Raw genomic sequence first — 25,847 nt, forward strand, 5'->3', positions numbered from 1 at the left:
AGCTTACTGTGCGACTTTTGCGGCTTCTTGTTTATTAATAACGAGCATTCACCATACGAATTTTGCATCCCAATAGCTGTTCAACCCTTCTCAACTGCTCTGCTGTCACTTCTTCCTCGGGGTTCTCGATTTCAAAAATAAGACGCGAGAATCCTGCCGGGAAATCATAATGTAGACCGTGAAGCGTAGTATGCGCCGAACAGCAAGGGAGCTGCACGTCCAAGTCCTTGAAGGCGCTTTGCCATGCGGTATCCATCGCTTGGTGCCACCATTTTAATTCAATCACCGTGTCGCAGCTCGGACACGTGATTTGAACGAAGTTTTCACCCTGATCGACGAATTGAATCTCTTCCGATTGCTCGATGGATATCTTATCGGCAGGGAATATGGAGGCCAGATAAGACCGTACTTGCTCTACGTTTGCTTTTTCGGGCACGAAATGTACATCCTCAGGTATCAATTTATAAATGGTGGATGACACGAAATTTAACCTCCTGTATTTCAAATGCAAAACCATAGCCCCTCAATCAGATTAACTATAATGACAATTGCCACTTTCTATTATATCAGAGTAGGCTAAAGTGGCTATTAGTCGAGGCAACAACACTGAAATACCCAGGGAAACAAAGCAACCTATTAACCCAATTTGCATTCCATCGTTTAGTGTATACAATGGATAGAGCGCATACTTTTACTAGGAGAGGATACAATGACAGCCCAACAGCAAGCCGCAATGCAGTCCATGATTGACTGGCTATCGGATGAACGCGAGCTCGGCCGCAAACCCAGCAAAATTGAAATCGCGGGAGAATTTGATTTGCATGACATGCATTACTACATATTCAAGTACAAAAAAACATTGCTAGGAAAATGGCTCCTTGCCGTCTGCGGCGGCTATGAAGATCCATCCGATACGGAGCATTGTGGCCATATATTCAGTGAGATGCAGCCCTATGACCCGGCTACTGCGAAGCAGGAAGCCATTGCTATGGTAGAAATGATCCGCGAATACTGGATGAAGCAGGCGGCCGCTATTGAGGCTGCACAGGCACAAGAAGGCGACGCAGAATCTCAGGACGATTCATCCGGGTCCGGCATTTTTAACGGGTTCGTTCTGCTGAATTCTTCGGAGTGCGATCTTGATCAGGTGAAGGAGAACCTCCTGCAGGATTGGAATATCTCCTGCTCATCGGCAGAGGGAGAAGGCCACCCCGAGGAAGAAAAAGAAGGAATCCTTGTCTTCGAAGTGGACGGCTTCACTGCAGCCTTAAGCTTTGTCGATGCTCCTATACCGAACGGAGAGGCGGAGCATTATGCACAGGGCAACTACCTCTGGCGGGAAGCCGCGGACATTACCAAAACCCATGTTGCCCAAATGATTGTGGCCGTATTTACCCGATCCGGCTCTCCGCTCGACAGCGGCAGGCTTTACACTAAGCTGGCGGCCAGCTGCTTGAAGCTTCCCAATGCTATTGGGCTCTACTCATCCGGTACCGTGTTTCAACCGGGTCTTTTTCTGGAAATGGCCGACATGATGAAATCGGATGATGCTTTTCCATTGTTGAATTTGGTTCACTTTGGTCTGGTCGGAACCGAAACAGGGATGAATGGCTACACCCACGGGCTGAAGTCCTTTGGCAAAGATGAAATCGAAGTGCTGGACAGTCAGGCCTCTCCTGCCGAGCTGCGCGATTTTCTGATTGACATTTCCGGTTATGTTATAGAATATAACGTAACTTTAAACGACGGAGAAACGATCGGATTTAGCGCAGAACAAAAGCTGCCGATTGCCCGTTCGGAAGGCGTATATGTTAACGGAGAGAGTCTTAAGATCAAGTACTGATCTCCTGAATTTCCACAAAACAAAAGCATCGGCCGCCTAGGGCCGATGCTTTTTACTTTATTTCATCTTTCTTCAATATCCCATATCCTTTAATATTTTTGATAATGTACGCAGGCGTTCGCCGATCATTTCATCGTCCTCGCTTAAAGCTTGGCTGAACAGCTTGATATCTTCATTAATTCTCTCATTGTCCGTACATATCGCTACGGTCATGGCATCCCCTTGCAAGCCAACCCGGTCGATGACAGGCTGCTGCGGATCATATAGATGCTCGTATCTGTAGGCTTCGCGAAAATGCGCCAAGGACCGGCAAAGCAGAATGGACAAATCAAGAACGCGATGAAGAGGCAGTTCCTCCGATTGCCTTGACCATTTTTCGCCTGTGTATCTCCATACCTTAGCGGAAATATCGATCTTCCCTCTATCGTTCCACTGGGCCAATCCTAAAGAAAGGCCTTTTGCATCTGTATTTCGAGCGAGTCGGCCGTCAATCTGCTCGTAGTTTTCCGACACGACTACAGGCTTATGTTTTAAGGTCGTAGGTATTTTCATATTCGTTCCCTCTTTTCATTTACTGATTTACTGACCCACTAAATGACTGTTTCATCTTATCTTGGATTGCAACGTTAGTCAATCCGCGTGAATCAGAAGCCCCCGTTAAATGAACAAGCGGCAGTCTTGGACGGAAAAAAGTCCCGGACTACCGCTGTTTTAAATGATTTTAAACTAATCTGCCTTAGGCCCCCATAGTCAATCCGTTATGATGCCTTTCCTCTCTCATCTTTTCGTCCTTTCTCAGCAATAAGAGGGGTTAGCAAAAGTGCCCCGGCAATAATCAAACCACCGCTCACGACATATACGGCCAACAGGGAAAACGATTCCTTCAAATAGCCGGATAGGAACATGCCAATCACCATCATCCCCATAAAAACAGGCGTGATCGCGCCGGATACCCGGCCCATAAATGCGCCTTCCGTGTTCCGCACAATAAGCGTCTGGATTCCTCCTTGAATACAAGGATAAAACAAACCGCTGATCACCAAAAGAACGATTGTCAGCCAGATCATGGTAGAGGCGCCTATTCCAATCGTACAGACGGCGGCGACAAGCAAGCCTACCATGAGCAACAACTGCGGCTTCACCTTTTTGGCTATCCCCATGATGGCAATTCCGCCTACCAGCATAGCTGCCCCGTTGGCCATAACAAACCATTGCAAAGATTCTTTGTTCAATCCCAATTTCTCGATGACAAGGAAGATCTGAAGCGGCTGAGTTAGTCCTGACGCCAATCCGACAGCCGAGAAAGTCAGGCTGAGTGTTCGTAAGGCTTGATTGGACCCGATATAGCGCAGCCCAGCCGTCAATTCCTTCATGAAGCTGCCGGCATCCCCGGACTTCGGTTCTTCCGCATCACGTGGAAGCGATGATAATATCAGCGAAGACCCCAGGAACAGAACTGCCGTCAGAATCAGAGATACGTTAATTCCAAACCGGATGAAAATAAACGTGCCGATGACCGGACCCAACACCATAAAGACAGCGACAAGAGTTTGGGATATCGCCATCACGCCCTGCAGTTGATCACCCGGTACATGCCGCTTGTATAGTTTCATGCCCGAAGGCTGAGAAAATTGAGACAGGCTGGCGGAAATAAATGATCCAACGAGAAGAGCAATCCATCCACCGTTCATGACGGCAAGCAGCACAGCCACAACGGACAAGGCAGACAGCAGATCGCTCCATACCATTGTCCGTTTCGGCCGCCATCGATCGGCAAAGGTCCCGCCAATAAGGCCGAACAGAAAAATCGGAGCGAATTCCGCAACCGAAATCAGCGATACATAAACCGAATTATTATTTGTCAATTCAGCAACATAAAGAAGGACGGCATAGTTCCGGATCCATATTCCCAACTGCAGCAGCACCCGGGAAAGGATAATAGTTCGAACGTAACGATTGGAAAACATTTTAATACCCCATATCCTTTAATATTTGCGATAACGGACGCGGACGCTCGCCGATCATCTCATCATCTGCGCTCAGAGCTTGGCTGAAATAGCAGCCTTTCCTCTATCGCTGCGCTGGGCCAACCCCTGGGAAAAACCTTTCGCATCTGTGTTCCTGCCGAATCGGCCGTCAACCTGCTCATAGTTTTCCGACACGACAATAGGCCTGTGCTTTAAGATAGCAGGTAATTTCATATTTCACCCCTCATCTCATTTACTAAATTACTTGATTATTGGATTACTAATTTACTAAATTACTGCTTCAGTTTATCTTGGATTTCATCGTTAGTCAATCATTTTTTAAACGCATCTCGGCCCAAATCATTGAAGAAACGAAAAATAGGCCGATACAGCCGACCAAAGCCTTGAACCCGAATCGCCTGTCAAATCCTGTGGTGGCTTGGGTCAAACCAGAAAAAAGCCGCATTTTATGCGACTTTTCATGCATCGGGTTGTGGAATGTACCTGCTTTCTTCATATTTTGGGACAGGAACAACCGCCCTTTGCCATTCACGGCGTTAAGATAGAAGAATCCTGCTGTCGCGGTCAATAACGTTTGCTTCTTGCGCTTCTAAAAGAAAAGAACACCGACCCTTTTCGTCAATGCTCTTTTGTACTTTATGGAGACGCTGAGAGTATTAAAATCATAAATTCACCTGATCACGAAGCCTGCCGATGGTGATGATCTTAGTGGTATATTTTCAATGCCGTGCTCATTACGCTCCACTGAGCGCGGTCTGAACCCCATTAGGGGCTTCGCCCTTCCCCCTTTCCGTATCTCCATAAAAATGCAAAAAGCACCGACCAAATGGTCAGTGCTTTTTGCATTTTTATGGAGACGAGGGGAGTCGAACTGTTGTCCCTGAAAATTCACTCTGTCCCTCTAGGTGTATTATGTCCCTTGAAAGGTTATCTGGTAAGGCATTACAACATCTTATATGTTATTTTGTATTGTTTTATTTGATAACTAATTAACTGGTTTTAAAGCTTTGGTCTACAGAATGTCTACAAAGACCGGACAGGATATTAGCACAAATATGGTGCTTCTTAATACGTTTTACATTGTACTTTCTTCGAAATTCACTTCTTGCTAATGCTGCTCTTCAATACTTAATATTATGCGACCGCATATTTTGCTTTTTATAAAATTTTCGAATCGAGCTTTCTTAATTCATCAGTTAATACTGTAAAAAAAGCTAATTCAAAATTGGATTGCAGATTAGCCTTTAAAGTAGACAAAAGGTTACAATACATCGCTAGTCTTTGTCCTGTTTCAGTATTTACATACCCATACCATCTTTGTCTATCTTTCAACCAACTAGGAGCTTTACCTGTTATATACCTTTCTGTCTGTAGATTATCTTCCATTACAGGTTTTAAATTTGTATACCAACTCTGTTTATACAAGTTCCTGTCATAAGCTTTGTAGGAGATTTTAAGTGAGGTCTCTAAACACTCTGTAATGATTTGCCTAGACGTTTCCCTAAAGAAATTTTCATCATCACACTGGTAGTATTTTCTCAACTGCGAAGCTAAATTTTCAACCAATAAATAATTGACAGCATTGAATTCCTTGTCTTTGATTGTATATCTATTTACTATATTTAATAGTACAGAAATTGGATCTTTAAAAACTCCTGAAATGTTAGAAATAATTTTTTCATTTCTAAATGAGCCGAAGTACCATGCCTCACCTTCTGGTCTCCATATTCGGAAATCAGAGTCATACCAACTTAAAGCCTCGGTTACTCTCTCCTCCCATTTTTCATTGTTTATGTAGAAGTTTATAATACTTTCAGCCTTACTCACTAAATCAGATTGAGCAACATCGAGAAAATCACTACTTATTCTTTTAACGTAGGATCGGTCTATATTTTTATAGATCGTTCCTTTCTTATTTTCGATTAATCCTGCCACTATCCCGTACCATGAGCTAATCTTATTAATCTTCACGTTATCTTTATCAAGGATACTTCCATCAGGTGAAACATCACACTGAATTTTATAAGCTAACTTATTTTTACCCTTTATCGAAGTCAAGAATGCACTGTTAAATGTTTCTATAAAAAAATTAAATGCCTGCTTATCATTCAACTCGTATTCTGAATCAATTGAACCTGCAATGATTTCTTTCTTTTTCGTATTCCATGACTCCAACATGTTTTTATGAGTGTCTTTAATCTTAACTTTTAAACTTTTTAAAAACCTTTGCTCATCCTTTTCTTCGTCCATAAATTTACTATATTCATCAGTCTTATCAATTTTTGTGATAATAAATACAGTATTTTTAGGTTCTGAGATTGCTATTTTTTGAAGTAAATCTCTTTTCTCATCATCAATCAAAACACCACCAGTACTTACAGGAATGAGCATTATTTTACTTTTAACAGAAAAATCCGAAGCAATCGTATATTGCTCTGTAGTTTTATGCCCCTGCGAGTCTCTAAGAACAACACCATTTCCAAAATTAATAATCTTGCTTGCTCCATCATCAGGAGGTAAAACAAATATAGCACTTTTAAAAATTATTCTCGTAGAAACCATATTTTTCAATTCCGGATAAGACTCATAATCTTCTTTTCTATTTAGAAATTCTTTTTTAGCAATCGTCTTGATAATAAAATTTTCTGCATCCTGCAAGCCAGTTTCATCTGTAGGCAAAGTAAAGGTGTATCTGTAACCATAGACATTTCCTAAATCGGCATTTAAATCGCCCAAAAACTCCATTTTTATAACTTCATCAAGTTCTATTCCGAGTTCAGGTTGTTGGGCCATTTCTCTAGCACATTTAAAATAATCAAATTCTGGGCTATTTGTTTCTATTGCCTTAATATTTGCTTTAACTTTGAATACAAACTCACGGAAAATATCTAACAAATCATCTCGATCAAACAAATCTAAGACGTCATTAACTGTATCTTCATCTAACTGCAAATTAATATTTTCACCACACGATTTTTTGAAGCGCTTTAAATCATCTAACCTTTTTTCATCGCCTTTAAGAGCTACTAAAATCATATCTGTTAGTATTTCCTCTTTAGCTCTAATCGACATTATTAATTTTCTTTTTGTTTTTTTGAGTACTAAAATATCAGTTTGAATCACAGTACTATTTCCCATTGAAATTGTAAGCTCAAGTAACTTTTTACTGAGATCATCGACTAATTGCTTGCAAAATGTAGTCTTCCCCGCTGCTGTAGTACCAACCAAATCTATAATATTTGGATCGTCTGCTCCTAAGCTTTTATAGAGCTTCAAAATATCAGTTTCTTTATAATACCTGTCCAATGTATTTATTATCAGCGGCGAAAATTTATCTTCAAGTTGTTTCTTGTTCATCAGATAAACGTATCTATTTAATTTAGATTCATGCCAAGCAGTAGAAACACCATATTCTAAATGACTCCTCAAAAACATGACTAATTCACAGAAAACCTTTATGTCTTCTTCTTTTGAAACCTCTTCTTCTTTTAAAACAAGTTCTCTATGAATATCAGCAACAAATATTTTTTGCTTAGGATTCCAATGAACACCTGCTCGGTGCATGAGTGATTCTGTCTCTTTAATAAATTGCATTATCACACCTCTTTACTAAGTTCTGTTATTGGTATAAAGCTTCCATAATTTCCAAGTGAAAAGATTGATTTTCAATCACTAATAATTTCTGTATCGACCCAATATATTACAATATTCGCCAATTTTCTTCTTATTCCTGCCTTACATGTTGTTATTATTAATAATCATGATTAATTTTCTCTTCATATTCCTTTACTCGACGAAAAAAAGCGTCCTCGAGAATTTAGATAATTCGCTCGAAAGTATAATGATGAAATTGATTTACGAAGGCATGGACCTTGCCCGGGAAGTCATGAAGGGCCTGAAAGAAACGGCCTACCATTGCAAGCATACCGGCAACTACCGCCGATCGGCTACTTGGTCGATCCGATGACGAAGCGATATGTCATCAATGAGAATCAGCGCGACATCGTCGAGACAGTTTTCTCAATGTTTCTCACAGACTACGGCTCAACCGGATCATCCGGGAACTGTCAGATGAGGGCTACAAATCCCGCTATGGTCGTCCAATCAGCAAAGGCACCTTGTACACATTCTCCGCAATAAAAAGTAAACCGCAACGTACATTTTCAACCTGGCCGATGGAAAGACGCGGAAAGCAAGCGGAACAACAATAGGAAGAAAGACGACGAGGAAGTGATTCGCGTGGAGGGCGGGATGCCTACGATCATCACCAAAGAGGCTCTCGAGCAGGGTCAAGTCAAAATGGACGGCAACACGCAGGCTTCAGGCTCGTACAAAGCCAAAGAGATGTATCTGCTTAGCGGCCTTTATGCTGTAGGGAATACCCGAAAAATGTCGGCATTTAATACTCCATGATGGGCAACGTCAAACACAGCGGCAGAAACAAACTCAAGTACGTCACGTATCGCTGCGGAAACCGGGACCGTACAAAAGATTGCAAATACCCGGAATTGCGCTGCGAATACATCGAGAATTACGTCCTCGCCCAACTGCAGGAGAAGATTTTCAACGAGGAGGCCATTCCGCTTCTGGCCAAGCAACTCAGTGAGTAAAAGTCCAAAGAAACTAACGTGAAAAGCGAAAAACAGCGGCTCAAAAAGAGCCCTGAGGCTATCGAGCGGCAAATCGAAAACATCGTCAACGCTGTAGCGGCAGCCGCATCCAATCCGGCGTTCCTAGAAAAGCTCAGCACGCTTGAGCAGCAAAAGCTTGACCTTTCCCAGAAGCTCATCGAGGTTAAGGAAATAAAAGAAAAAACAGTCATCACAGAAGAAACTCTGCGACAACTGCTTTCTCAGTTCGGGACCCACATCGCAAACCGCGCTTCCAGAGATCAAGAAGTTCATCGACGGCTATGTGGAAAAGGTGATTGTCTACGAAAAGCATGTAGAAGTCAGCTTTAAGGTCCCCGTTGTGGATTTAACATATGGAGACGAGAGGAGTATTGAAATCTCGATTTTACCTGCTCTCGAAGCCTAGTCGATGATGACGATCTTAGCGGGAGGTTTTCAATGCCGTGCTCGTTCCGCTTACGCTCCACTGCGCGCGGTCTGAACCCCATCAGGGGCTTCGCTCCTCCCTTTCCGTATCTCCATAATGCAAAAAACACCGACCAAATGGTCAGTGCTTTTTGCATTATGGAGACGAGGGGAGTCGAACCCCTGTCCGAAGATAACGCCACACAGGCTTCTACGGGTGTAGTCACAGTTTTGATGTCACCCGAGCGTCGCCCCGTAACCGGCTACGCGTTGGGTCAGCCTGATTGTCTTCTTCAGCTAGCCGCAGGCGGAGACTAGACAGCGTATCCCACTAAGGTTGAGCCCCTATCCCGGCACATGGGCGATGCAGGGTAGAAGCCGCGTCACAGGTTATTAAGCTGCGAAAGCGAGTTGTTGTTGTTGTTTGCCATTTAATTGGCTTTAGCGTTGATAAAGCGGACGCGTCCCCACTACCCGCAACCCATGCTCGAACTATCCCCGTCGAATCCAAGAACGTCCCCGCATAGGTGAGCCTCCCATCGGATGGGAGACCCTAATATAAAAGGTTATGAAAAAAACTTACCTACAACTTCTGCTGACTTTTACTTGAAAAGTTTTGCACTTCCCCAAGTGCTCTTTCATTATAACATATCCTTGAGCAAAATGAAGGGGCGAGTTGTTGGATGCGATACCAAAACCTAAACATACTGGCGGATTTCCGCCAAGACATTACCGTGCGACCTTCTGCTTCTCGCGCAGCGCCCGCTGAATATCCCGCTGAGCGTCGCGTTTCGCCGCCGTATCGCGTTTGTCGTATTGCTTTTTCCCTTTACCCAAGCCGAGCAGCAGCTTCGCATAGCCGTTGCGCACATACACCTTGAGCGGCACTAGCGTATAGCCTTCCTGCTTCGATTGGCCCAGCAGTTTGTTAATCTCGACTTTCTTGAGAAGAAGCTTGCGGGCCCGCGTCGGGTCGCTGGGGTTAAACCGGTTGCCTTGCTCGAATGGGCTGATGTGCATATTGTGCACGAACGCTTCGCCGTTGCGGATCGTCGCGAACGCATCGCCGATATTGGCTCGTCCGAGCCGCAGCGATTTGATCTCCGTCCCGGTCAGCACCAGGCCGCATTCGTAAGTATCCTCGATAAAATAATCGTGAGACGCTTTTTTGTTCTGCGCCAGTACTTTTCCATCGCTTTTTTTGCTCATGTCCCCGTAGCCGCTCCTTCCCACACCGATTTCCAAACAGAGGGATGGAGTCCATTGTACCAACTCCATCCCCGGAAATCAAGGGGAACTAGCGCTTGACGGTCTTTTTGCGCTTCTTCTTGGCAAAGCCGATGCCCACGCCGCCGCCTTTGGCCGCCTTGCCCACGGCTTTGGCGCTTTTGCGCCCTGCGGCACGGCCGGTCGCCGTAGCGCCCTCGCCGGTGCGCACCGCCTCCAGCGCGCGCGTCTTCGCGGCTGCCGGGCCCTTCCCGCGGCCGTTGCCGCCGGCGCTGCGCTTCCCGGCGCGCTCGGTGCGTCCAGCGCGTGCTCCGCCTGCGGCGGCTTTGCCTGCCCGGCCGGGACGGCCGTCGCGCTTGGTCTTGCGCACGGCGTTCAGCGCGTCAACCAGACTCATCTTCTGAGGCCGCGGTTTCATATCGACCATCTCGAAATCGATGGTATGCTCCTCCATGTTGACCCGCGAGATGCGCACCTTCACTTCATCGCCAAGGCGATAAATTTTGGACGTGCGTTCGCCGATGAGCGCGTGCTGAGCGTCGTGGAAGTGGTAATAGTCGTCCGTCAGATCGGATAGACGGATGAGCCCTTCCACAGTGTTATCCAGCTCCACGAACATCCCGAAGCTCGTCACGCTGCTGATGATGCCGTCGAATTCTTCGCCGACTTTGTCGAGCATGAATTCGGCCTTCTTCAGCGCCTCGGTCTCCCGCTCTGCATCGACGGCCACCCGCTCCCGCTCGGACGATTGCTTCGCAATATCGTCCATCCGCGAAGCCAAGTACTCGTGCCGCGCTTCGCTGAGCGTGCCGCTCTCCAGCACCTCGCGAATGACGCGGTGAATGACGAGGTCAGGGTAGCGCCGGATCGGCGATGTGAAGTGCGAGTAAAATTCCGCGGCCAGACCGTAGTGGCCCAGACTCTGCGAATCGTACTTCGCCTGCTTCATCGAGCGCAGCATCACCGTGCTGATGACGGTTTCTTCCTTCGTACCCTTGATTTCCTCCAGCAGCGTCTGAAGCGCCCGGGGATGCACCGAATTGCCTTTCCCACGGACAACATAGCCGAAGTTCGTGATGAACTCCATAAAATGCTGCAGCTTCTCCGCATCCGGGTCCTCGTGAATCCGGTACAGGAACGGCACCTTGAGCCAATGAAAATGCTCCGCCACCGTCTCGTTCGCCGCAAGCATGAACTCCTCGATGATCATCTCCGCGATCGTCCGGTCCCGCTTCACGATATCTGTCGGCTTGCCGTCCGCATCGACCAAAATTTTTGATTCCTGAAAGTCAAAATCGATCGCACCGCGGCGCATCCGTTTCGACCGCAGCTTCATCGCCAGCTCTTCCATTAAACGGAAGTCGTCCATCAGATACGCGTATTTCTCCAGCAGCTCCGGCTCCGGTGCTTCCTCGCTCAGCAGCTTGCGGACGTTCGTATACGTCATCCGCTCGCTTGTCTTGATCACGCTTGTAAAAATATCATGGCGCACCACGTTCGCATCCGCGTCGAACTCCATCTCACAAGACATCGTAAGCCGGTCCACCTGCGGATTCAGCGAGCAGATGCCGTTGGACAGCCGGTGTGGCAGCATCGGTATGACCCGATCCACCAAGTACACGCTGCATCCACGGTTGTACGCTTCATTGTCGAGCGGCGAGCCCTCGCGCACATAATAGCTGACGTCGGCGATGTGCACGCCGAGCACATAGTTGCCGTTCGGCAGCCGCTCCACGTTGACGGCATCGTCCAAGTCTTTGGCATCTTCTCCATCAATGGTGACGATACGCTTTCCACGCAAATCGCGGCGGCCCTTCAAATCCCCTTCCGATATTACATCCGGCACAGCCGAAGCTTCTTCCATCACCTCGTCCGGAAACGCTTCGGGCAGTTGGTGCTTGCGGATAATCGAGAGAATATCCACGCCCGGATCGTTTTTATGACCCAGAATCTCCACCACTTCGCCTTGTGCCGCTGCTCGTCCTTCCGGGTACGATACGATTTTTACGACGACCTTATGGCCATCCATGGCGCCGCCGAACGATTCCTTCGGAATAAAAATATCCCGCACTACCCGCTTATCATCCGCAATAACAAACGCATACTCCTCGTGGGATTGGAACAGACCGACGATCTGCGTATTGCCCCGGCTGACCACCCGTACGACTTCGCCTTCCATCCGGCCGCCGGACGGACTTTTGGACGTGATCCGTACGAGCACGATATCGCCGTTCATCGCCGTCCCCATGTCGTTGGCATGGATGTACACATCCGGATGATCCCGGTCGTCGGGAATGAGGAAGCCGAAGCCTTTGGCATGCGCCTGCAGCTTGCCGCGCAGCAGATTCATCCGCTCCGGCACCCCGTACCGCTCGTTGCGCGTACGTAGAATAAGTCCTTCATTCTCGAGCTCATTGAGCAGCTTCAGGAATTCCTTGAACTCCTGCGCCCTCTCCAGCACGAAGTGCTGCTCCAGCTCATGATACGTCATCGGCTTATATGCCGTCTCTTTCATAAAATCTAGCAATGCTTCACGCGTTATCAATGTTCTCACCTGCCTTTTCTTTCTATAACCTATGTCTGATTTTCCACGACCGCCTGTTTCCATGTCCCGACCTGGTCAAGCCTCGCCAAAAAACGGGATATATCTTCGTATACCCGCTCCCGCCACTCGTCAAGCAGCAAGCCATGGGAGGAATGGGGGTAATACTCGATTTGACGGACGAGCGAGGAGACATGCCGGTAAATGTACTCTGCGCTTTTCGGAAGGACCATCCCGTCCTGTATGCCCTGCCCGACAAATAACGGTGCCGACACTTGTCCCAAGTTCGCTTTTACGAGCTTCATCAGCTTCCGAAGATCGACCACGCACCGGACCGGCGTCTTGTCATATGTACAGGCTTCCTCCATCAGATGCGCAGCCGCCGACGGCCTCCGTTCGATGTATTTGATAAAATACTGCAGCAGCAGGGCCAGCGAGGTTTTGCGGCTGGACAAAAACATCGGCGCCGCCAGCGAAACCAAGCCGTCAAGTCTTCGCTTCGTCGCCAGCTCCAAAGCCAGCAACCCTCCCATGGAATGGCCGATCGCCACAATTTTGCCCTCGCGAGCCTGCCTGGCAGCCATCGCATCATAGCTGCGCAGCACATGACCGGACCAATCGTGCATACCGGTTCGGATCATGTCCTCCGGCGTCGTGCCATGCCCCGGCAGCAGGACCGCATTAACAGTATAGCCCAGATCGTTCAAATAATAGCCAAGCCGCCGAAGCTCCGACGGGGACCCCGTAAAGCCGTGAATGAGCAGCAGCTGCGTCGATGCCCGCTCACCGGTACCTTCCAGCCGAAAAGGCTCCGTTGTTTTGTATACTCGTTTCAAGCGCCCCGCCTCCGTCTCGCACCCTTCAGGATTTTCCAGGCCGTCCCTTCCTTCCCGAAGCATGCGGCCCTCGCGAGATCTATCCATGTGAAAAGCTACAAAAAAACAGCAGGAGTAATATTCCCCTGCTGTCGCCTTTTTATGTTTACGCGCCTTTTACAAAGTACGCCACAATCAAAGATAAGACGAAGAATACAACGGCGAGACCCATAGTCAAACGGGACAAAAACAACTCCAGCCCCCGCGCCTTCTTCTTTCCGAACAGATGCTCCGCCCCTCCGGAGATGGCACCGGACAAACCTGCGCTTTTTCCCGGCTGCAGCAAAACGGCCGCAATCAAGCCAAGCGAAGCGATGACCAGGATGATCTTCAATGCTAATTCCATGATTCCACCTCCTGCAAAAATAAACGGACTTGTCCGAAAATAGACAGCATGCTTAGTATACCACAAAAAATACGCACTGACAAATCCTGTTGGATCGTCCATGCGTATTTTACAAAATCTTTACTCTTCGAACTGCTGCCGGTACGCGGGACGAGAGGAAAGCGACGACTTGCGGCCGCCGAGAAACAACTTCAGCGCCCGCACCGCGCACCATAACGAAAACAGCGTCAACAGCACGGCCCACCCGATAGCCGGGATCGGAGTCACCAGACTGAGGTTCGTCGCATCGCCCGCCTTCGCCGGATCGTTCCAGGCATACAGAATCAACGAGAACGGTCCGAAAACCGACTCTTCCAGCGTCAGGAAGGCCAGCAGCAAATAATACAGATCGCTGAGCCAGCGCGGCATAAACGCCAGCATAATTGTATTCAAGATAATGAAGCCGAGAAGCCAGAAGATTCCGAACTCGTTGCGAACGAACAGGATAAGAGCCACAATGGCGATCGCCGTCATCACCTGCAGTCCGAACCGCTGCTTGTCACTGGTCCGCATCCGGAACATGAAGAGCGCGAACAGCGAGGCCGTCGTATACCCTGCCAGCGCAATCGGAAGGAGACTCCACCGGCTTGTTACCTGAGAATACGTTACGCCGCTATGGTTCGCGAACAGCTCGATGTACATCACTTTGCCGGAGAGTGCCAACGTCACGAGCGCGTGGCCGAACTCATGTATCATCGTATCGAGATTGCGGAAAAAATCACTGAAGGGAATCAGATGCGTAAGAAAGGCCGATAAAATCAAGAAAAATACGGTCTTTATCAAATTACTCATGTGATCCCCTCCGGGTGAGTGTCAGCGTTTGAATTGCAAAAATCGACAACCTTTGCCGTTTCCGATTCCGTGCTGTCTGCCTGCGGGTGCTGTTGAAAACGGGTTCTCATTAACTTACCTGTCGGTAACAACCCGTTTCAAAGGCACCACGTAAACTCTCCGGCAGACACACGGATCTCCAACTCCGGTTGTCGAGAGCATTCAAACCTATTTTATTATTAAGTCCTGTACTTTACAACTGCAACTGCAAACTTACTTGAAGTTTTTCAGGTTGTAAAATGCGGATTTGCCTGCGTATTGAGCGACGCTTGTCAATTGATCCTCGATGCGGAGCAATTGGTTGTACTTCGCTACGCGGTCGGTACGGGAAGGCGCACCAGTTTTGATTTGGCCTGCGTTTGTAGCTACCGCGATGTCTGCGATCGTGCTGTCTTCGCTCTCGCCGGAACGGTGGGAAATTACCGCCGTGTAGCCCGCGCGTTTTGCCATTTCGATTGCGTCGAACGTCTCGGTCAAGGAACCGATTTGGTTCACTTTAACGAGGATAGAGTTGCCGATATTTTGCTCGATACCTTGGGACAGGCGGTTCGTGTTCGTTACGAACAAATCGTCGCCGACGAGCTGTACTTTGCCGCCAAGCTTCTCGGTGAGCAGTTTCCAGCCTTCCCAATCGTCTTCGGAGCAGCCGTCTTCGATCGTGATGATCGGATATTTGTCTACCCAGGAAGCGAGGAAGTCTACGAACTCAGCCGAAGTGAACGACTTGCCTTCGCCTTCAAGATGGTATTTGCCGTCTTTAAAGAACTCGGTGGAAGCTACGTCCATACCAAGGAATACGTCGACGCCCGGCTTGTAGCCTGCGCGTTCGATTGCCGTGATGATCGTTTGAATCGCCGCTTCGTTGGAGCTCAGGTTCGGAGCAAAACCGCCCTCGTCGCCAACAGCCGTGTTCAGACCTTGTTCTTTCAATACGTTTTTCAAGCTGTGGAAAATTTCCGCGCCTGTACGCAGCGCTTCTTTGAAGGTCGGAGCGCCTACCGGCAATACCATAAACTCCTGCACGTCTACGTTGTTGTCCGCGTGTGCGCCGCCGTTGATGATGTTCATCATCGGAACCGGAAGCGTTTTGGCGTTGAATCCGCCGAGGTATACGTACAGCGGAATGTCCAGCGCTTCAGCCGCTGCGCGAGCTACGGCCATAGATACGGCGAGAATCGCGTTCGCGCCAAGCTTCGCTTTGTTCGGCGTGCCATCCAACTCGATCATGCGCTTGTCGATGCCGACTTGATCGAGGGCATTCATGCCGATGATTTCCGGTGCGATTAAGTCGTTCACGTTCTCAACGGCTTTCAGTACGCCTTTGCCAAGGTAACGGCCTTTGTCGCCGTCGCGAAGCTCTACAGCTTCGTAAGCGCCTGTCGATGCGCCGGATGGAACGATAGCGCGGCCGCGCGCTCCGGATTCCAGATATACTTCCACTTCTACCGTCGGGTTACCGCGGGAGTCAAGCACTTCGCGTGCGTATACATTGGAGATTACAGTCATTGCTAGAACACTCCTTCTCGTATTTTTATTCCGTTTGCACAAGGGTTAACCGCGTGTTGCAACGATCGATTTCCCGGTCATTTCCGCCGGCTGCGTCACGCCCAGAAACTCGAGCATCGTCGGGGCGATATCCGCCAAAATGCCATCGTTTCTTAGTGTAACATGACTATCGGTGAGAATGAAAGGGACCGGATTCGTCGTATGCGCGGTATTGCGCGAACCGTCCGGATTCGTAACGACATCGGCGTTGCCGTGGTCGGCCGTAATCAGCGCAACCCCGCCCTTCGCCAGAATGGCGTCGACGACTTTGCCGAGGCACTCGTCCGTCGCTTCGATCGCTTTGATCGTCGGCTCCAGCAAACCGGAGTGTCCGACCATGTCCGGGTTGGCAAAGTTCAGGATGATGACGTCCTGGCGCTCGGCCTCGATCTCTTGCACCGCCGCTTCCGCTACCTCATAAGCGCTCATCTCCGGCTTCAGGTCATATGTCGCTACCTTCGGGGAGTTAATGAGAATACGCGTTTCGCCCGGAAGCTCGACGTCGCGGCCGCCGCTGAAGAAGAACGTGACGTGCGGATACTTTTCCGTCTCGGCAATGCGGAGCTGCTTCAGGTTGTTCTGCACCAGCACCTCGCCGAGCGTATTATCCAGATTCTTCGGTTTATACGCAACGTAGCCGCCCACGGTTTCGCTGAAAAGGGTCAGGCACACGTAATACAAATCCTTCGGGCACTTGTCTCCGCGGTCGAAGCCGCGGAAGTCGTCGTTCGTGAATACTTGCGACAGCTGGATAGCCCGGTCCGGACGGAAGTTGAAGAACACGACCGAATCGCCGGACTCGACCAAACCGACAGGCGTGCCGTCCTTCTTCACGATGACCGTCGGCATGACGAACTCGTCGAATACGGACCGGACGTACGATTCCTTGATGGCGTTCATCGGGTCCTCGAAGGTTGGTCCATCGCCGTATACCATCGCGCGGTACGACTTCTCCGTACGTTCCCAGCGCTTGTCGCGGTCCATCGCATAGTACCGTCCTTGCACCGTGGCAATGTGGCCTACGCCGAGCTCCGCAATTTTGTTTTGCAGCTGCTCCATGTACTTCACGGCGCTGTCCGGCGCCACATCGCGGCCGTCCAGGAATGCATGAATGTAGACTTCATGGAAGTCTTCCTTCTTGCACACTTCCAGCAATGCGAACAGGTGTGCGATATGGCTATGTACGCCGCCGTCAGATAGCAGACCGTACAGATGAAGCTTCTTGCCGTTCTCACGGGCATGACGTATGGCGCCGAGAATCGTTTCGTTCTCGAAAAACTCGCCTTCGCGAATCGACTTGGAAATCCGCGTCAAATCCTGATACACGATCCGTCCGGCACCGATGTTGAGATGACCCACTTCCGAGTTGCCCATTTGCCCTTCAGGCAGCCCGACGGCCTCGCCGCAAGCGGTCAACGTCGTATGGGGAAACTGGTTCCAATACCGGTCGTAATTCGGCTTGTTCGCCTGCGCTACCGCATTGCCCTGCGTTTCGCCGCGAAGGCCGAAGCCGTCCAAGATGATCAGTGCTACCGGTTTCGGTCTGGCCATGTTACTCGGCCCCCTTGATCAAATCGATGTAGGATGCCGGCTCCAGACTCGCGCCCCCTACCAGTGCGCCGTCGATGTCCGGCTGCTGCATATACTCGGCGATATTGTTCGGCTTCACGCTGCCGCCGTATTGAATCCGTACCGCCGCTGCCGTCTCGGCTCCATACAAGCCGGTAACCAGCTCGCGAATGTAGCCGATCACGTCCTGAGCGTCCGCTGCCGTCGACGATTTGCCCGTTCCGATCGCCCAGATCGGCTCGTAAGCGATGACGACTTTCGCCGCCTGCTCCGCGCTCAAGCCGGCAAACGCCGCTTCGGTCTGCACTTTGCACACGTTTTTCGTTTGGCCCGCTTCGCGCTCTTCCAGCTTCTCGCCGACGCATACGATCGGAGTCAAGCCGTGCTTGAACGCCGCGTGAACTTTTTGGTTCACCGTTTCGTCGGTCTCCGCAAAATAGGCCCGGCGCTCGGAGTGTCCGATGATCACGTACTCTACGCCGAGATCTTTCAGCATCACGCCGCTGATCTCACCCGTAAACGCGCCGTTGTCTTCAAAATGCAGGTTTTGAGCGCCGACCTTCAGCGTCGTGCCCTTCACCGCTTCTACCAAGGCCGGAAGGTTCGTAAACGGCGCGCAAATAACGCTCTCGACGCCTGCCGCTTCCGCCTTACCCTTCACTTCACTGACGAAGGCCAGCGATTCCCCTACCGTTTTGAACATTTTCCAGTTGCCTGCAATGATCGGTTTGCGCATATGCCCCGCCTCCTATTTATCGTTCAAAGCCACGACGCCTGGAAGCGCCTTGCCTTCCATAAATTCAAGAGAAGCTCCGCCGCCGGTAGAGATGTGATCCATTTTGTCGCCAAGATGGAATTTCTCTACAGCTGCCGCCGAGTCGCCGCCGCCGATGACCGTATAGCCGGCCGTCGCCGCGCAAGCTTCCGCTACCGCTTTCGTTCCGTCTTCGAACGGCTTCAATTCGAATACGCCCATCGGCCCGTTCCATACGACCAGCTTGGATTCCGCAATCGTTTTGGCAAACAGCTCGCGGGTTTTCGGTCCAATGTCGAAGCCTTCCCAGTCCGCCGGAATTTGGTCGACGTCTACAATTTTCGTATTTGCCGAAGCGCTGAAATCATCGCCGACGACAACGTCAACCGGCAGCAGGAAGTTCACGCCTTTTTCCTTCGCTTTGCGCTCGAATTCCTGCACCAGCTCCAGACGGTCATTATCCAAGAGGGATTTGCCAATCTCGTAGCCTTTGGCTTTGAAGAAGGTGTAGGACAGCCCGCCGCCGATGATGATGTTGTCTGCAATCTCGATCAGCTTCTCGATAACGGCGATTTTGTCTTTCACCTTCGCTCCGCCAACAATCGCGGTGAACGGACGATCCGGGTTGTTGAGCGCTTTGCCGAGCACGTCGAGTTCTTTTTCCATCAGCAATCCGGATACGGCCGGCAGATGATGCGCGATGCCTTCCGTGGAAGCATGAGCCCGGTGCGCGGCGCCGAACGCGTCGTTGACATACAGATCCGCCAGTTCGGCAAAAGCTTTCGCCAACTCCGGATCGTTCTTCTCTTCGCCCGCGTAAAAGCGCACGTTCTCAAGCAGCAGCACGTCGCCGTCGTTCAGCTTGGCAATTTGCGCTTTAACCGCATCGCCAATTGCTTCGTCCGCCTTAGCAACCGGCTTGCCGAGCAGTTCAGACAAGCGTGCCGCAGCCGGAGTCAGCCGCATCTCTTCGACGACTTGTCCCTTCGGACGGCCCAAATGGCTGGCCAGAATGACTTTCGCTCCGCGATCCGTCAAGTACTTGATCGTCGGCAGCGTTTCGCGAATCCGCGTATCGTCTGTAATTTTCCCGTTCTCCAGCGGCACGTTGAAATCGACCCGGACAAATACGCGTTTACCGCTAACTTCTACGTCACGAACGCTTTTCTTATTCATCTTCCATGCCTCCCAGCGGTTTTGTCTCTTCCTACCCACACACAAAAAATTGTGGGGACGTGCCTGGTTTCCACTATTGAAAGGCAGCTCGCGCGAGCGCAAATGGGGTGTGTCGTAGAGCGCTAGCGCGGTTCCTTTGAATTTTCGTTTCATCCTATCAAATATTGTTAAAAGAAACGAAAGTTCAACAGAACCCGGAGACACATCCCATTGCGTACGATAAGCGAGCTGTCTTTCAAACAGGTTTTCAGAACATCACCACAATTTTACCATTACAGACCTTTTTTCGCGATAAAGCTTACCAGATCGACGACACGGTTGGAGTAGCCCCACTCGTTGTCGTACCAGGATACCACTTTCACCATGTTGTCGCCGACAACCATCGTGGACAGCGCGTCGATCGTGGAGGAAGCCGGGTCGCCGTTATAGTCGCTGGATACGAGCGGCTCTTCGGAGTAGTTCAAGATGCCTTTCAGCGGGCCGTTAGCGGCTTCTTTCAGAGCGTTGTTGACTTCGTCAACCGTTACGTTTTTGCTCAGCTCAACAACGAGGTCCGTAACCGATACGTTCGGCGTAGGTACGCGCATTGCCATACCGTTCAGCTTGCCTTTCAGCTCCGGCAGCACGAGGGAAACGGCTTTCGCAGCGCCAGTTGTCGAAGGAATGATGTTTTCAGCGGCTGCACGAGCGCGGCGCAGGTCTTTATGCGGCAGGTCGAGCACTTGCTGGTCGTTCGTGTAGGAGTGAACCGTCGTCATCATGCCTTTAACGATACCGAATTTGTCGTTAATAACTTTGGCGAAAGGAGCCAAGCAGTTCGTGGTGCAGGATGCGTTGGAGATGATCGTATGTTGAGCCGGATCGTATTTATCTTCGTTAACGCCCATAACGACCGTAATATCTTCGTTCGTTGCAGGTGCAGAGATGATAACTTTCTTCGCTCCGCCTTTCAGGTGAAGCTCGGCTTTCTCTTTTGCGGTAAAGATCCCTGTGGATTCAACGACGATTTCAACGCCGTTTGCAGCCCAAGGCAGGTTTTCCGGATTGCGCTCGGCGAACACTTTAATCGTTTTGCCGTTTACGATGAGCGCGCCTTCGGTAGCTTCCACCGTAGCGTTCAGACGGCCGTGAGTCGTGTCGTACTTGAGCAGGTGAGCCAACGTTTTTACATCCGTCAAGTCGTTGATAGCGACGATCTCCACCTCAGGATTGCCAAGTGCTGCGCGGAATACGTTACGACCGATACGTCCAAAACCGTTAATACCAACTTTTACCATGTTGAAAGCCTCCTAGAAATGATTTGGTGTCCGCTGCTCCCGGCAAGGTTTCGTAGAATTACAACCGCGGCAGCGATATGTCAAGACAGGCAGAGCCCGTCAAGATAGCAAACGATTGACAACTTCCCAGGCAGCCGCCTCGTCGGTAACCAGCACGTCCTCGTGACCGTGCTTCAATACCGAAGCGATCGACTCGCCCTTGCTTTTGCCTCCGGCAATTCCGATCACATGGTCCATGCTGTGAATGTCTTCGATGCGGAGCCCGATGGTCGGCATTTTGTGCAAAATGTTTCCGTCCCGGTCAAAATAGTACCCGAACGCTTCCGCAAGCGCGCCGTCACGTCGCAGACTTTCGGTCGTCTCCGGGTCCACCTTGCGCCGTCTGGCCATTACCATAGCTTCTCCGATGCCGTGAACGACAATCCGCGCACCGCGGATGAAGGTGATGATCTCGGCAATATGGCTGTCCTGCATCAGCGACTGATACGCTTCTTCGCCGAGATGGTCCGGCACGTGCAGCAGCCGGTAGCGGCCGCCCGCTTTCTTCGCCATCGTCGAGGCGATCGTGTTCGCCTGAAGCTCGACGCTTTCTCCGAGTCCGCCGCGGGCCGGTACGAACCAGCAGCCCTTCATCGGAGTCGCCGGCGTCAGATGGTAGGCTACTTCAGCCATCGTCGAGCCGCCGGTTACGGCAATGGTCTCGTCCTCGCCGACCAGCTTCCGAAGGACGGAGGCGCCGGCACGGCCAAGCTCTTTCTTCGTATGCGGAGAAACGTCCGAATCGCCGGGGACGATGATCACCTGCTTCAAGCCGAAGTGCGAACGTATGCGTTCTTCCAGCTCCGTCAGACCGAACAAGTCTTTGACGAGCGGTTCAAGCTGCTCCAGCAGTTCCCTGCCCGCTCCGCTGATCCGCATGCCGGAAGCTTCGACTTCGATCAAGCCCTGCTCCTTCAGAAAATCCACTTCCGCGCGGAGCACCCGCTCCGTCGCTCCCACCGACATCGCCAGCGTCCGACGGCCCACCAAGCCGGATACCATGATGTGATGCAAGATCGTATATCGCTTCTTCATGGTGTCAACCAGATCGGGCAAAAGCTGCTTTTGAATGTCGAGGATTTCTCTCATGGATTCACACCCGCTTAAGATTGCAGCTTAATTGGACGTTTTTTGTCCCGGTGCTGCATTTTAAGTCCCACATACTTTAAAAAAAGTACTAAGTTGTTTTCACTTAGTGTCCCCATTATAACCCATTCTTCCCTTCGCATCAAGTGCCTTCGCCACCATTCGACATTCCGTTCACTATCCGGAGCCGCTATACTTGCGGCAATTAAAGTCGGAAAATTTTTTTATCACCAAAAGGTTGCTTTTCTTGGGCATATGGCTTATAATAAATTTTGCTGTCACTTATGAGACACAGCACACCAAATTGAATATGCGCCCGTGGTCCAATGGATATGACGTAGGCCTCCGGAGCCTGAGATCAAGGTTCGATTCCTTGCGGGCGCGCCATTTACACACCAATCAGTTTGCTCAAAACTGGTTTTTTTATTTCCTTGGTTTGACCTTTCTTGACCTTTGTTTGTTTTTCGTATATGATGGTTATAGTTTGAATATAAAGGAGGCTGCAGCCGATGAGTTTTATTCCAATGGTCGTCGAACCGGATGCAAGAGGAGAACGCGCTTATGACATCTATTCGCGTCTTCTCAAGGACCGGATTATTTTTCTCGGAAGTCCGATCAACGATGTTGTAGCCAATTCGATTATCGCGCAAATGCTGTTCCTGGCCGCAACCGATCCGGATAAAGACATCAGCTTGTATATCAATAGCCCTGGCGGCTCCATTACGTCGGGGATGGCGATCTATGACACGATGCAGTTCATCAAGCCGGACGTGTCCACGATCTGCGTCGGCATGGCGGCATCGATGGGCGCCTTCCTGCTGGCCGCAGGAGCGAAAGGCAAACGTTTCGCGCTGCCGAACAGCGAGGTTATGATTCACCAGCCGCTCGGCGGAGCCGAAGGCCAAGCTAGCGATATCGAGATTCGCGCGAAGCGCATCCTGAAAATGCGCGACAAGCTGAACACGATTCTCGCCGAGCGTACGGGCCAATCGTTCGAGCGCATCGAGAAAGACACCGACCGCGACAACTTCATGTCCGCAGAGGAAGCCCAAAACTACGGCTTGATCGACAAAGTTATCGAACGCGTATAACCTTGATCCCGTCAGCACGAAAAGCCCGGCCATTCCACGGCGCATCTTGCATGCCTCCGTGCGAATGGCCGGGCTTTTTTGTATGCAACGACTTGCGTCCTCCGCATTAGAAAAAAGGCCTTGCTCCGAACCGCATTGGCGGCTGAAGAGCAAGGCCTTGTTATTTACCTTTATTCCGCCGCACGTTCGTCGAGCGGATAGAAGATCAGTTCGAACGGCAGCGCAGAGCCGGCCGGCGGACTGAATTCGATATCGAGCGAATCTTCTTTACCCGTCGTTTTGGCCAAAATCTGCATGCCGTCGAAAGCCGTCATCACCCCGGATGCGGGAGCCAGACGGATATCGCCGTTAATTTTGAACGGTCCCTTGTATACGCCGCCTTTCGGCAAAATCATGACGGCCATCTTCCGAGGCTTGTCGGCATGAATCTTATAAACAACGCCGTAGTTGCCATCGTTCTTCACTTCCATCTTGCGCATCGGATCGTATCCCGGCTGGAACGGATCGGTAACTCCGTCGCCAATCAAGAGCCGTGACGGCTTCGTAAAGGAAGAAGCATCGATCTGCCACGTCATCTCGGACACCGGGAAGGAGCCTCTTACATGCCCCTCAAAAGGAAGCAGCGGCAGAGTCTGCGAATTTTGAGAAATTTCGCGGTCGGCCACGAACGAGAACTGCACTTTCCCGTCGGTCTCGACATCGTAGAACAAGTTAACGCCTTGATCCGGATAGAAGTCCGGCATTTGCTTGTAAATAAACGTTTGGTGAGCCGGAATCGTCATCGTCTCGTTGATCTGGTCATTCATCAGAAAATCGACCGTCGCTTCGCTGCCGATCAAGTTGGCATACACCGAAGGCCAAACTTCGCCTTTGTTCGTCGTTTTGATCGTAACCGGCTTGTCTGTCAAGTTTTTGGCGAGAATCGCCATGCTGAGCTTTTCCTTCGTTCCGTTGATGTGATCGGCGTACAGACGACCTTTGCCTTCCACTTCATCCTGATACAGAACGCCTCGCTCCGTGAACGTCTCCGGGCTGTCGCTGACAAGCAGCTTGCGCGAACGGTCCTCGCTCACCGTCTTCGGCAGCTGCGGCAGCTCCCAGAACGCGCCCCAGAGCATGCTCCAGTCGGTCTTGATAAACGATCCGACCGGCTTCATGAAGATCGGATATTCGATCGCACTCAGATAGGTCTCGTTGGTGATGACCAGATTCCGGGTGTACGTCTCGCTCTTATTGCCGTGAATATCCCATACGGTCAACGTAACCGGATACGTTCCCGGGGTGAAAAAGGCTTCCTGATTGCCGGTCCATTCATACCGCGCAATACCTTCCGCATCCGGGTCATAGCTCAGATCCACGTATTTGACCGGTTCCCCGATCTTGTAGCTCGGCTGGGCGAACGTAAATTTCGCTACCGGATTCGAGTTGCCCCGATTCGGATCGAAAATGCCCGTCGGCGCCTTCACATGCAGCACTTCTACGCGACGCAGCTCGTTGTTGTACGTATATTTCGCTCCCATGTAATCGGCCAGCCAAGTCAGCTTAATCATCAAGCGGCCGTTCACAATTGCGGCTACGTCGTCGAACTTCATCCAGTAGCCGTTAATCCATACCGACTTGTTGTCGATGTCGATCGTAATGTTGTGGCTCGGCGTCACCATTTCGATTTGGCGCGTCTTATCGTTCCATTCGACCTTCATCCCGAACGCATCGCCCAAAAACTTGGCGGGCACGAACGTCTTGTCCTTCAGAATCGTTGCAGGCGCATCCAGCTTCACCTGCTTGCCATTCAAGAAGGCATCGGGCTTATCGATATACAGCAGCACATAGGTGGTTCCGGACGACATCGGCGCCTCTTTCTCTGAGGCCGACGTCGACGACGCCTCTTTCCCCGGGGTGGACGACACCGGCGCTTCTTTTCCTGGGGCAGGCGACATCGGCGCTTCTTTCTCTGCGGCGGATGCCAGTGGCGCAATGCCAAACGACAGCAGCATGGCCATTACCAGCAGAACGACCCATTCTTTCTTCAACGGCTTCATTCCCTCTACTCCTCTTTCTGCACTTCTAATGGTGCCCGATACAGAAAAAACCTTTTCCGGTTCAAAGACACGTCAAATTAGACGCATCAGCCCAAAAAAGGTTGCGCTTTATGAACAAGTATCATATGTGACAAAATAAGGAACGCCACAAAGAAAAAAGCTTCCGGATCGGAAGCCCTGTGGCGGTTTATTGGTTTTCCAGCTCTTCCTTGCTGACCAATGTGACTAAAGCGTTTACAGCCTGTTCGGCGTCCGAACCTTCTGCACTTATGTGAACTTCGGTTCCCGTGCTGATAGCCAAACTCATAATGCCCATAATACTTTTGGCGTTGACCTTCTTCTCGTCCTTCTCCACAAAAATCTCCGAAGAAAACTTATTCGCTTCCTGCACGAAAAGCGCTGCCGGTCTGGCGTGAAGGCCTGTTTTCAACTTGACGACTACTGGGCGTCTCGACATGCAACCAATACCCCCTACAATCTTTAAATTCCTAAAATAAGGAAGGGCGTAACGCCCTCAGCGTAAACGAATACATCGTCCTACAGG

Annotated in this window: 25 protein-coding genes, 1 tRNA gene, 1 other RNA gene and 1 pseudogene; 7 read left to right on the top strand and 21 right to left on the bottom strand. The window is 50.4% G+C overall.

Going from position 1 to position 25,847, the window contains the following annotated elements:
• Positions 1-34: 34 nt before the first annotated feature.
• Positions 35-481 carry a hypothetical protein gene (locus tag QMG93_RS26665; protein WP_281941951.1) on the bottom strand — a complete coding sequence of 149 codons (447 nt, stop codon included), beginning with the start codon at positions 479-481 and terminating at the stop codon, positions 35-37.
• A 228-nt stretch (positions 482-709) separates the two neighbouring features.
• Between QMG93_RS26665 and QMG93_RS26670 the strand changes: the two genes are divergently transcribed.
• Positions 710-1,843 carry a DUF4261 domain-containing protein gene (locus QMG93_RS26670; RefSeq protein WP_281941952.1) on the top strand — a complete coding sequence of 378 codons (1,134 nt, stop codon included), beginning with the start codon at positions 710-712 and terminating at the stop codon, positions 1,841-1,843.
• A gap of 72 nt (positions 1,844-1,915) precedes the next feature.
• Here the strand turns inward: QMG93_RS26670 and QMG93_RS26675 are convergent, their stop codons facing one another.
• The 6 genes and pseudogenes from QMG93_RS26675 to QMG93_RS26695 form a co-directional block, all read right to left on the bottom strand.
• Positions 1,916-2,395, bottom strand: coding sequence for a DUF6530 family protein (locus tag QMG93_RS26675; protein WP_281941954.1), 480 nt, complete (start codon positions 2,393-2,395; stop codon positions 1,916-1,918).
• Between the two features lie 206 nt (positions 2,396-2,601).
• The gene (locus QMG93_RS26680; RefSeq protein ID WP_281941956.1) at positions 2,602-3,810 is read right to left on the bottom strand and encodes an MFS transporter; all 1,209 of its coding nucleotides are present in this window, start codon (positions 3,808-3,810) and stop codon (positions 2,602-2,604) included.
• 1 nt (position 3,811) lies between these two features.
• Positions 3,812-3,886 (bottom strand): hypothetical protein, encoded by a 75-nt coding sequence (locus tag QMG93_RS35285; RefSeq protein WP_331488665.1) that lies wholly within the window; start codon positions 3,884-3,886, stop codon positions 3,812-3,814.
• A pseudogene (locus QMG93_RS26685) lies at positions 3,886-4,044 on the bottom strand (DUF6530 family protein); the annotation flags it as partial. The pseudogene QMG93_RS26685 and the gene QMG93_RS35285, both read right to left, overlap by 1 nt.
• A gap of 94 nt (positions 4,045-4,138) precedes the next feature.
• Positions 4,139-4,399, bottom strand: coding sequence for a hypothetical protein (locus tag QMG93_RS26690; RefSeq protein WP_281941960.1), 261 nt, complete (start codon positions 4,397-4,399; stop codon positions 4,139-4,141).
• 590 nt (positions 4,400-4,989) lie between these two features.
• Positions 4,990-7,425 (bottom strand): hypothetical protein, encoded by a 2,436-nt coding sequence (locus tag QMG93_RS26695; RefSeq protein WP_281941962.1) that lies wholly within the window; start codon positions 7,423-7,425, stop codon positions 4,990-4,992.
• Between the two features lie 247 nt (positions 7,426-7,672).
• Here QMG93_RS26695 and QMG93_RS26700 point away from each other — a divergent pair, with 247 nt between their 5' ends.
• The 4 genes from QMG93_RS26700 (at position 7,673) to QMG93_RS26715 (ending at position 8,792) form a co-directional block, all read left to right on the top strand.
• Complete coding sequence (locus QMG93_RS26700; protein ID WP_281941964.1) at positions 7,673-7,798, top strand: hypothetical protein; 126 nt, start codon at positions 7,673-7,675, stop codon at positions 7,796-7,798.
• A gap of 284 nt (positions 7,799-8,082) precedes the next feature.
• Positions 8,083-8,244: a hypothetical protein gene (locus QMG93_RS26705; protein ID WP_281941966.1), complete on the top strand. Its 162-nt coding sequence runs from the start codon at positions 8,083-8,085 to the stop codon at positions 8,242-8,244.
• A complete protein-coding gene (locus QMG93_RS26710; RefSeq protein WP_281941968.1) occupies positions 8,241-8,441 on the top strand; it encodes a recombinase zinc beta ribbon domain-containing protein in 201 nt (66 codons plus the stop codon). Before QMG93_RS26705 ends, QMG93_RS26710 begins: the two co-directional genes overlap by 4 nt.
• A gap of 18 nt (positions 8,442-8,459) precedes the next feature.
• A complete protein-coding gene (locus QMG93_RS26715) occupies positions 8,460-8,792 on the top strand; it encodes a hypothetical protein (protein ID WP_281941969.1) in 333 nt (110 codons plus the stop codon).
• A 232-nt stretch (positions 8,793-9,024) separates the two neighbouring features.
• On the opposite strand, the gene ssrA is transcribed toward QMG93_RS26715, so the two are convergent.
• The 12 genes from ssrA to QMG93_RS26775 all read right to left on the bottom strand — a co-directional run bounded on the left by ssrA (position 9,025) and on the right by QMG93_RS26775 (position 22,176).
• Positions 9,025-9,388, bottom strand: a transfer-messenger RNA (tmRNA) gene (gene ssrA, locus QMG93_RS26720).
• A gap of 208 nt (positions 9,389-9,596) precedes the next feature.
• Complete coding sequence (gene smpB, locus QMG93_RS26725) at positions 9,597-10,076, bottom strand: SsrA-binding protein SmpB (protein ID WP_025845132.1); 480 nt, start codon at positions 10,074-10,076, stop codon at positions 9,597-9,599.
• Between the two features lie 88 nt (positions 10,077-10,164).
• Positions 10,165-12,639 carry a ribonuclease R gene (rnr, locus tag QMG93_RS26730; RefSeq protein WP_281942048.1) on the bottom strand — a complete coding sequence of 825 codons (2,475 nt, stop codon included), beginning with the start codon at positions 12,637-12,639 and terminating at the stop codon, positions 10,165-10,167.
• Positions 12,640-12,668: 29 nt separating this feature from the next.
• The gene (locus tag QMG93_RS26735) at positions 12,669-13,472 is read right to left on the bottom strand and encodes an alpha/beta hydrolase (protein ID WP_281941972.1); all 804 of its coding nucleotides are present in this window, start codon (positions 13,470-13,472) and stop codon (positions 12,669-12,671) included.
• A 145-nt stretch (positions 13,473-13,617) separates the two neighbouring features.
• Positions 13,618-13,857, bottom strand: coding sequence for a preprotein translocase subunit SecG (secG, locus tag QMG93_RS26740; RefSeq protein WP_025845137.1), 240 nt, complete (start codon positions 13,855-13,857; stop codon positions 13,618-13,620).
• Positions 13,858-13,977: 120 nt separating this feature from the next.
• The gene (locus QMG93_RS26745; protein ID WP_281941974.1) at positions 13,978-14,688 is read right to left on the bottom strand and encodes a M50 family metallopeptidase; all 711 of its coding nucleotides are present in this window, start codon (positions 14,686-14,688) and stop codon (positions 13,978-13,980) included.
• 252 nt (positions 14,689-14,940) lie between these two features.
• The gene (eno, locus tag QMG93_RS26750) at positions 14,941-16,233 is read right to left on the bottom strand and encodes a phosphopyruvate hydratase (protein ID WP_281941976.1); all 1,293 of its coding nucleotides are present in this window, start codon (positions 16,231-16,233) and stop codon (positions 14,941-14,943) included.
• A gap of 45 nt (positions 16,234-16,278) precedes the next feature.
• A complete protein-coding gene (gpmI, locus tag QMG93_RS26755) occupies positions 16,279-17,823 on the bottom strand; it encodes a 2,3-bisphosphoglycerate-independent phosphoglycerate mutase (RefSeq protein ID WP_281941978.1) in 1,545 nt (514 codons plus the stop codon).
• Between the two features lies 1 nt (position 17,824).
• Positions 17,825-18,577, bottom strand: coding sequence for a triose-phosphate isomerase (gene tpiA / locus QMG93_RS26760; RefSeq protein WP_281941980.1), 753 nt, complete (start codon positions 18,575-18,577; stop codon positions 17,825-17,827).
• A 12-nt stretch (positions 18,578-18,589) separates the two neighbouring features.
• Positions 18,590-19,771 (bottom strand): phosphoglycerate kinase, encoded by a 1,182-nt coding sequence (locus QMG93_RS26765; RefSeq protein ID WP_281941982.1) that lies wholly within the window; start codon positions 19,769-19,771, stop codon positions 18,590-18,592.
• 272 nt (positions 19,772-20,043) lie between these two features.
• Positions 20,044-21,048, bottom strand: a complete 1,005-nt coding sequence (gene gap, locus QMG93_RS26770; protein WP_163852533.1) for a type I glyceraldehyde-3-phosphate dehydrogenase — start codon at positions 21,046-21,048, stop codon at positions 20,044-20,046.
• A gap of 99 nt (positions 21,049-21,147) precedes the next feature.
• On the bottom strand, positions 21,148-22,176 hold the full coding sequence (locus QMG93_RS26775; RefSeq protein ID WP_281941986.1) for a sugar-binding transcriptional regulator: 1,029 nt from the start codon (positions 22,174-22,176) through the stop codon (positions 21,148-21,150).
• Between the two features lie 309 nt (positions 22,177-22,485).
• Between QMG93_RS26775 and QMG93_RS26780 the strand changes: the two genes are divergently transcribed.
• A tRNA-Arg gene (locus tag QMG93_RS26780) sits at positions 22,486-22,560 on the top strand.
• 122 nt (positions 22,561-22,682) lie between these two features.
• Positions 22,683-23,264: an ATP-dependent Clp endopeptidase proteolytic subunit ClpP gene (gene clpP, locus QMG93_RS26785; protein WP_054974995.1), complete on the top strand. Its 582-nt coding sequence runs from the start codon at positions 22,683-22,685 to the stop codon at positions 23,262-23,264.
• Positions 23,265-23,434: 170 nt separating this feature from the next.
• Here clpP and QMG93_RS26790 read toward each other — a convergent pair whose 3' ends face one another.
• Together QMG93_RS26790 and QMG93_RS26795 are read right to left on the bottom strand one after the other, a co-directional pair.
• Entirely contained in the window at positions 23,435-25,303 is a 1,869-nt protein-coding gene (locus QMG93_RS26790; protein ID WP_281941989.1) for a stalk domain-containing protein, read from the bottom strand.
• Between the two features lie 187 nt (positions 25,304-25,490).
• The gene (locus QMG93_RS26795; protein WP_010500412.1) at positions 25,491-25,760 is read right to left on the bottom strand and encodes an HPr family phosphocarrier protein; all 270 of its coding nucleotides are present in this window, start codon (positions 25,758-25,760) and stop codon (positions 25,491-25,493) included.
• Positions 25,761-25,847 lie beyond the last annotated feature (87 nt).

Source organism: Paenibacillus tyrphae, assembly GCF_027925525.1.
Lineage (GTDB): Bacteria > Bacillota > Bacilli > Paenibacillales > NBRC-103111 > Paenibacillus_G > Paenibacillus_G tyrfis_B.

Coding starts and splice junctions, on each gene's coding strand:
- gap (WP_163852533.1), bottom strand. CDS start 21,048: ATGGTAAAAGTTGGTATTAACGGTTTTGGACGTATCGGTCGTAACGTA.
- QMG93_RS26680 (WP_281941956.1), bottom strand. CDS start 3,810: ATGTTTTCCAATCGTTACGTTCGAACTATTATCCTTTCCCGGGTGCTG.
- QMG93_RS26790 (WP_281941989.1), bottom strand. CDS start 25,303: ATGAAGCCGTTGAAGAAAGAATGGGTCGTTCTGCTGGTAATGGCCATG.
- QMG93_RS26700 (WP_281941964.1), top strand. CDS start 7,673: ATGATGAAATTGATTTACGAAGGCATGGACCTTGCCCGGGAAGTCATG.
- QMG93_RS26705 (WP_281941966.1), top strand. CDS start 8,083: ATGCCTACGATCATCACCAAAGAGGCTCTCGAGCAGGGTCAAGTCAAA.
- QMG93_RS26670 (WP_281941952.1), top strand. CDS start 710: ATGACAGCCCAACAGCAAGCCGCAATGCAGTCCATGATTGACTGGCTA.
- clpP (WP_054974995.1), top strand. CDS start 22,683: ATGAGTTTTATTCCAATGGTCGTCGAACCGGATGCAAGAGGAGAACGC.
- QMG93_RS26675 (WP_281941954.1), bottom strand. CDS start 2,395: ATGAAAATACCTACGACCTTAAAACATAAGCCTGTAGTCGTGTCGGAA.
- smpB (WP_025845132.1), bottom strand. CDS start 10,076: ATGAGCAAAAAAAGCGATGGAAAAGTACTGGCGCAGAACAAAAAAGCG.
- gpmI (WP_281941978.1), bottom strand. CDS start 17,823: ATGGCCAGACCGAAACCGGTAGCACTGATCATCTTGGACGGCTTCGGC.
- QMG93_RS26710 (WP_281941968.1), top strand. CDS start 8,241: ATGATGGGCAACGTCAAACACAGCGGCAGAAACAAACTCAAGTACGTC.
- tpiA (WP_281941980.1), bottom strand. CDS start 18,577: ATGCGCAAACCGATCATTGCAGGCAACTGGAAAATGTTCAAAACGGTA.
- eno (WP_281941976.1), bottom strand. CDS start 16,233: ATGACTGTAATCTCCAATGTATACGCACGCGAAGTGCTTGACTCCCGC.
- QMG93_RS26765 (WP_281941982.1), bottom strand. CDS start 19,771: ATGAATAAGAAAAGCGTTCGTGACGTAGAAGTTAGCGGTAAACGCGTA.
- QMG93_RS26775 (WP_281941986.1), bottom strand. CDS start 22,176: ATGAGAGAAATCCTCGACATTCAAAAGCAGCTTTTGCCCGATCTGGTT.
- secG (WP_025845137.1), bottom strand. CDS start 13,857: ATGGAATTAGCATTGAAGATCATCCTGGTCATCGCTTCGCTTGGCTTG.
- QMG93_RS26745 (WP_281941974.1), bottom strand. CDS start 14,688: ATGAGTAATTTGATAAAGACCGTATTTTTCTTGATTTTATCGGCCTTT.
- QMG93_RS26695 (WP_281941962.1), bottom strand. CDS start 7,425: ATGCAATTTATTAAAGAGACAGAATCACTCATGCACCGAGCAGGTGTT.
- QMG93_RS26795 (WP_010500412.1), bottom strand. CDS start 25,760: ATGTCGAGACGCCCAGTAGTCGTCAAGTTGAAAACAGGCCTTCACGCC.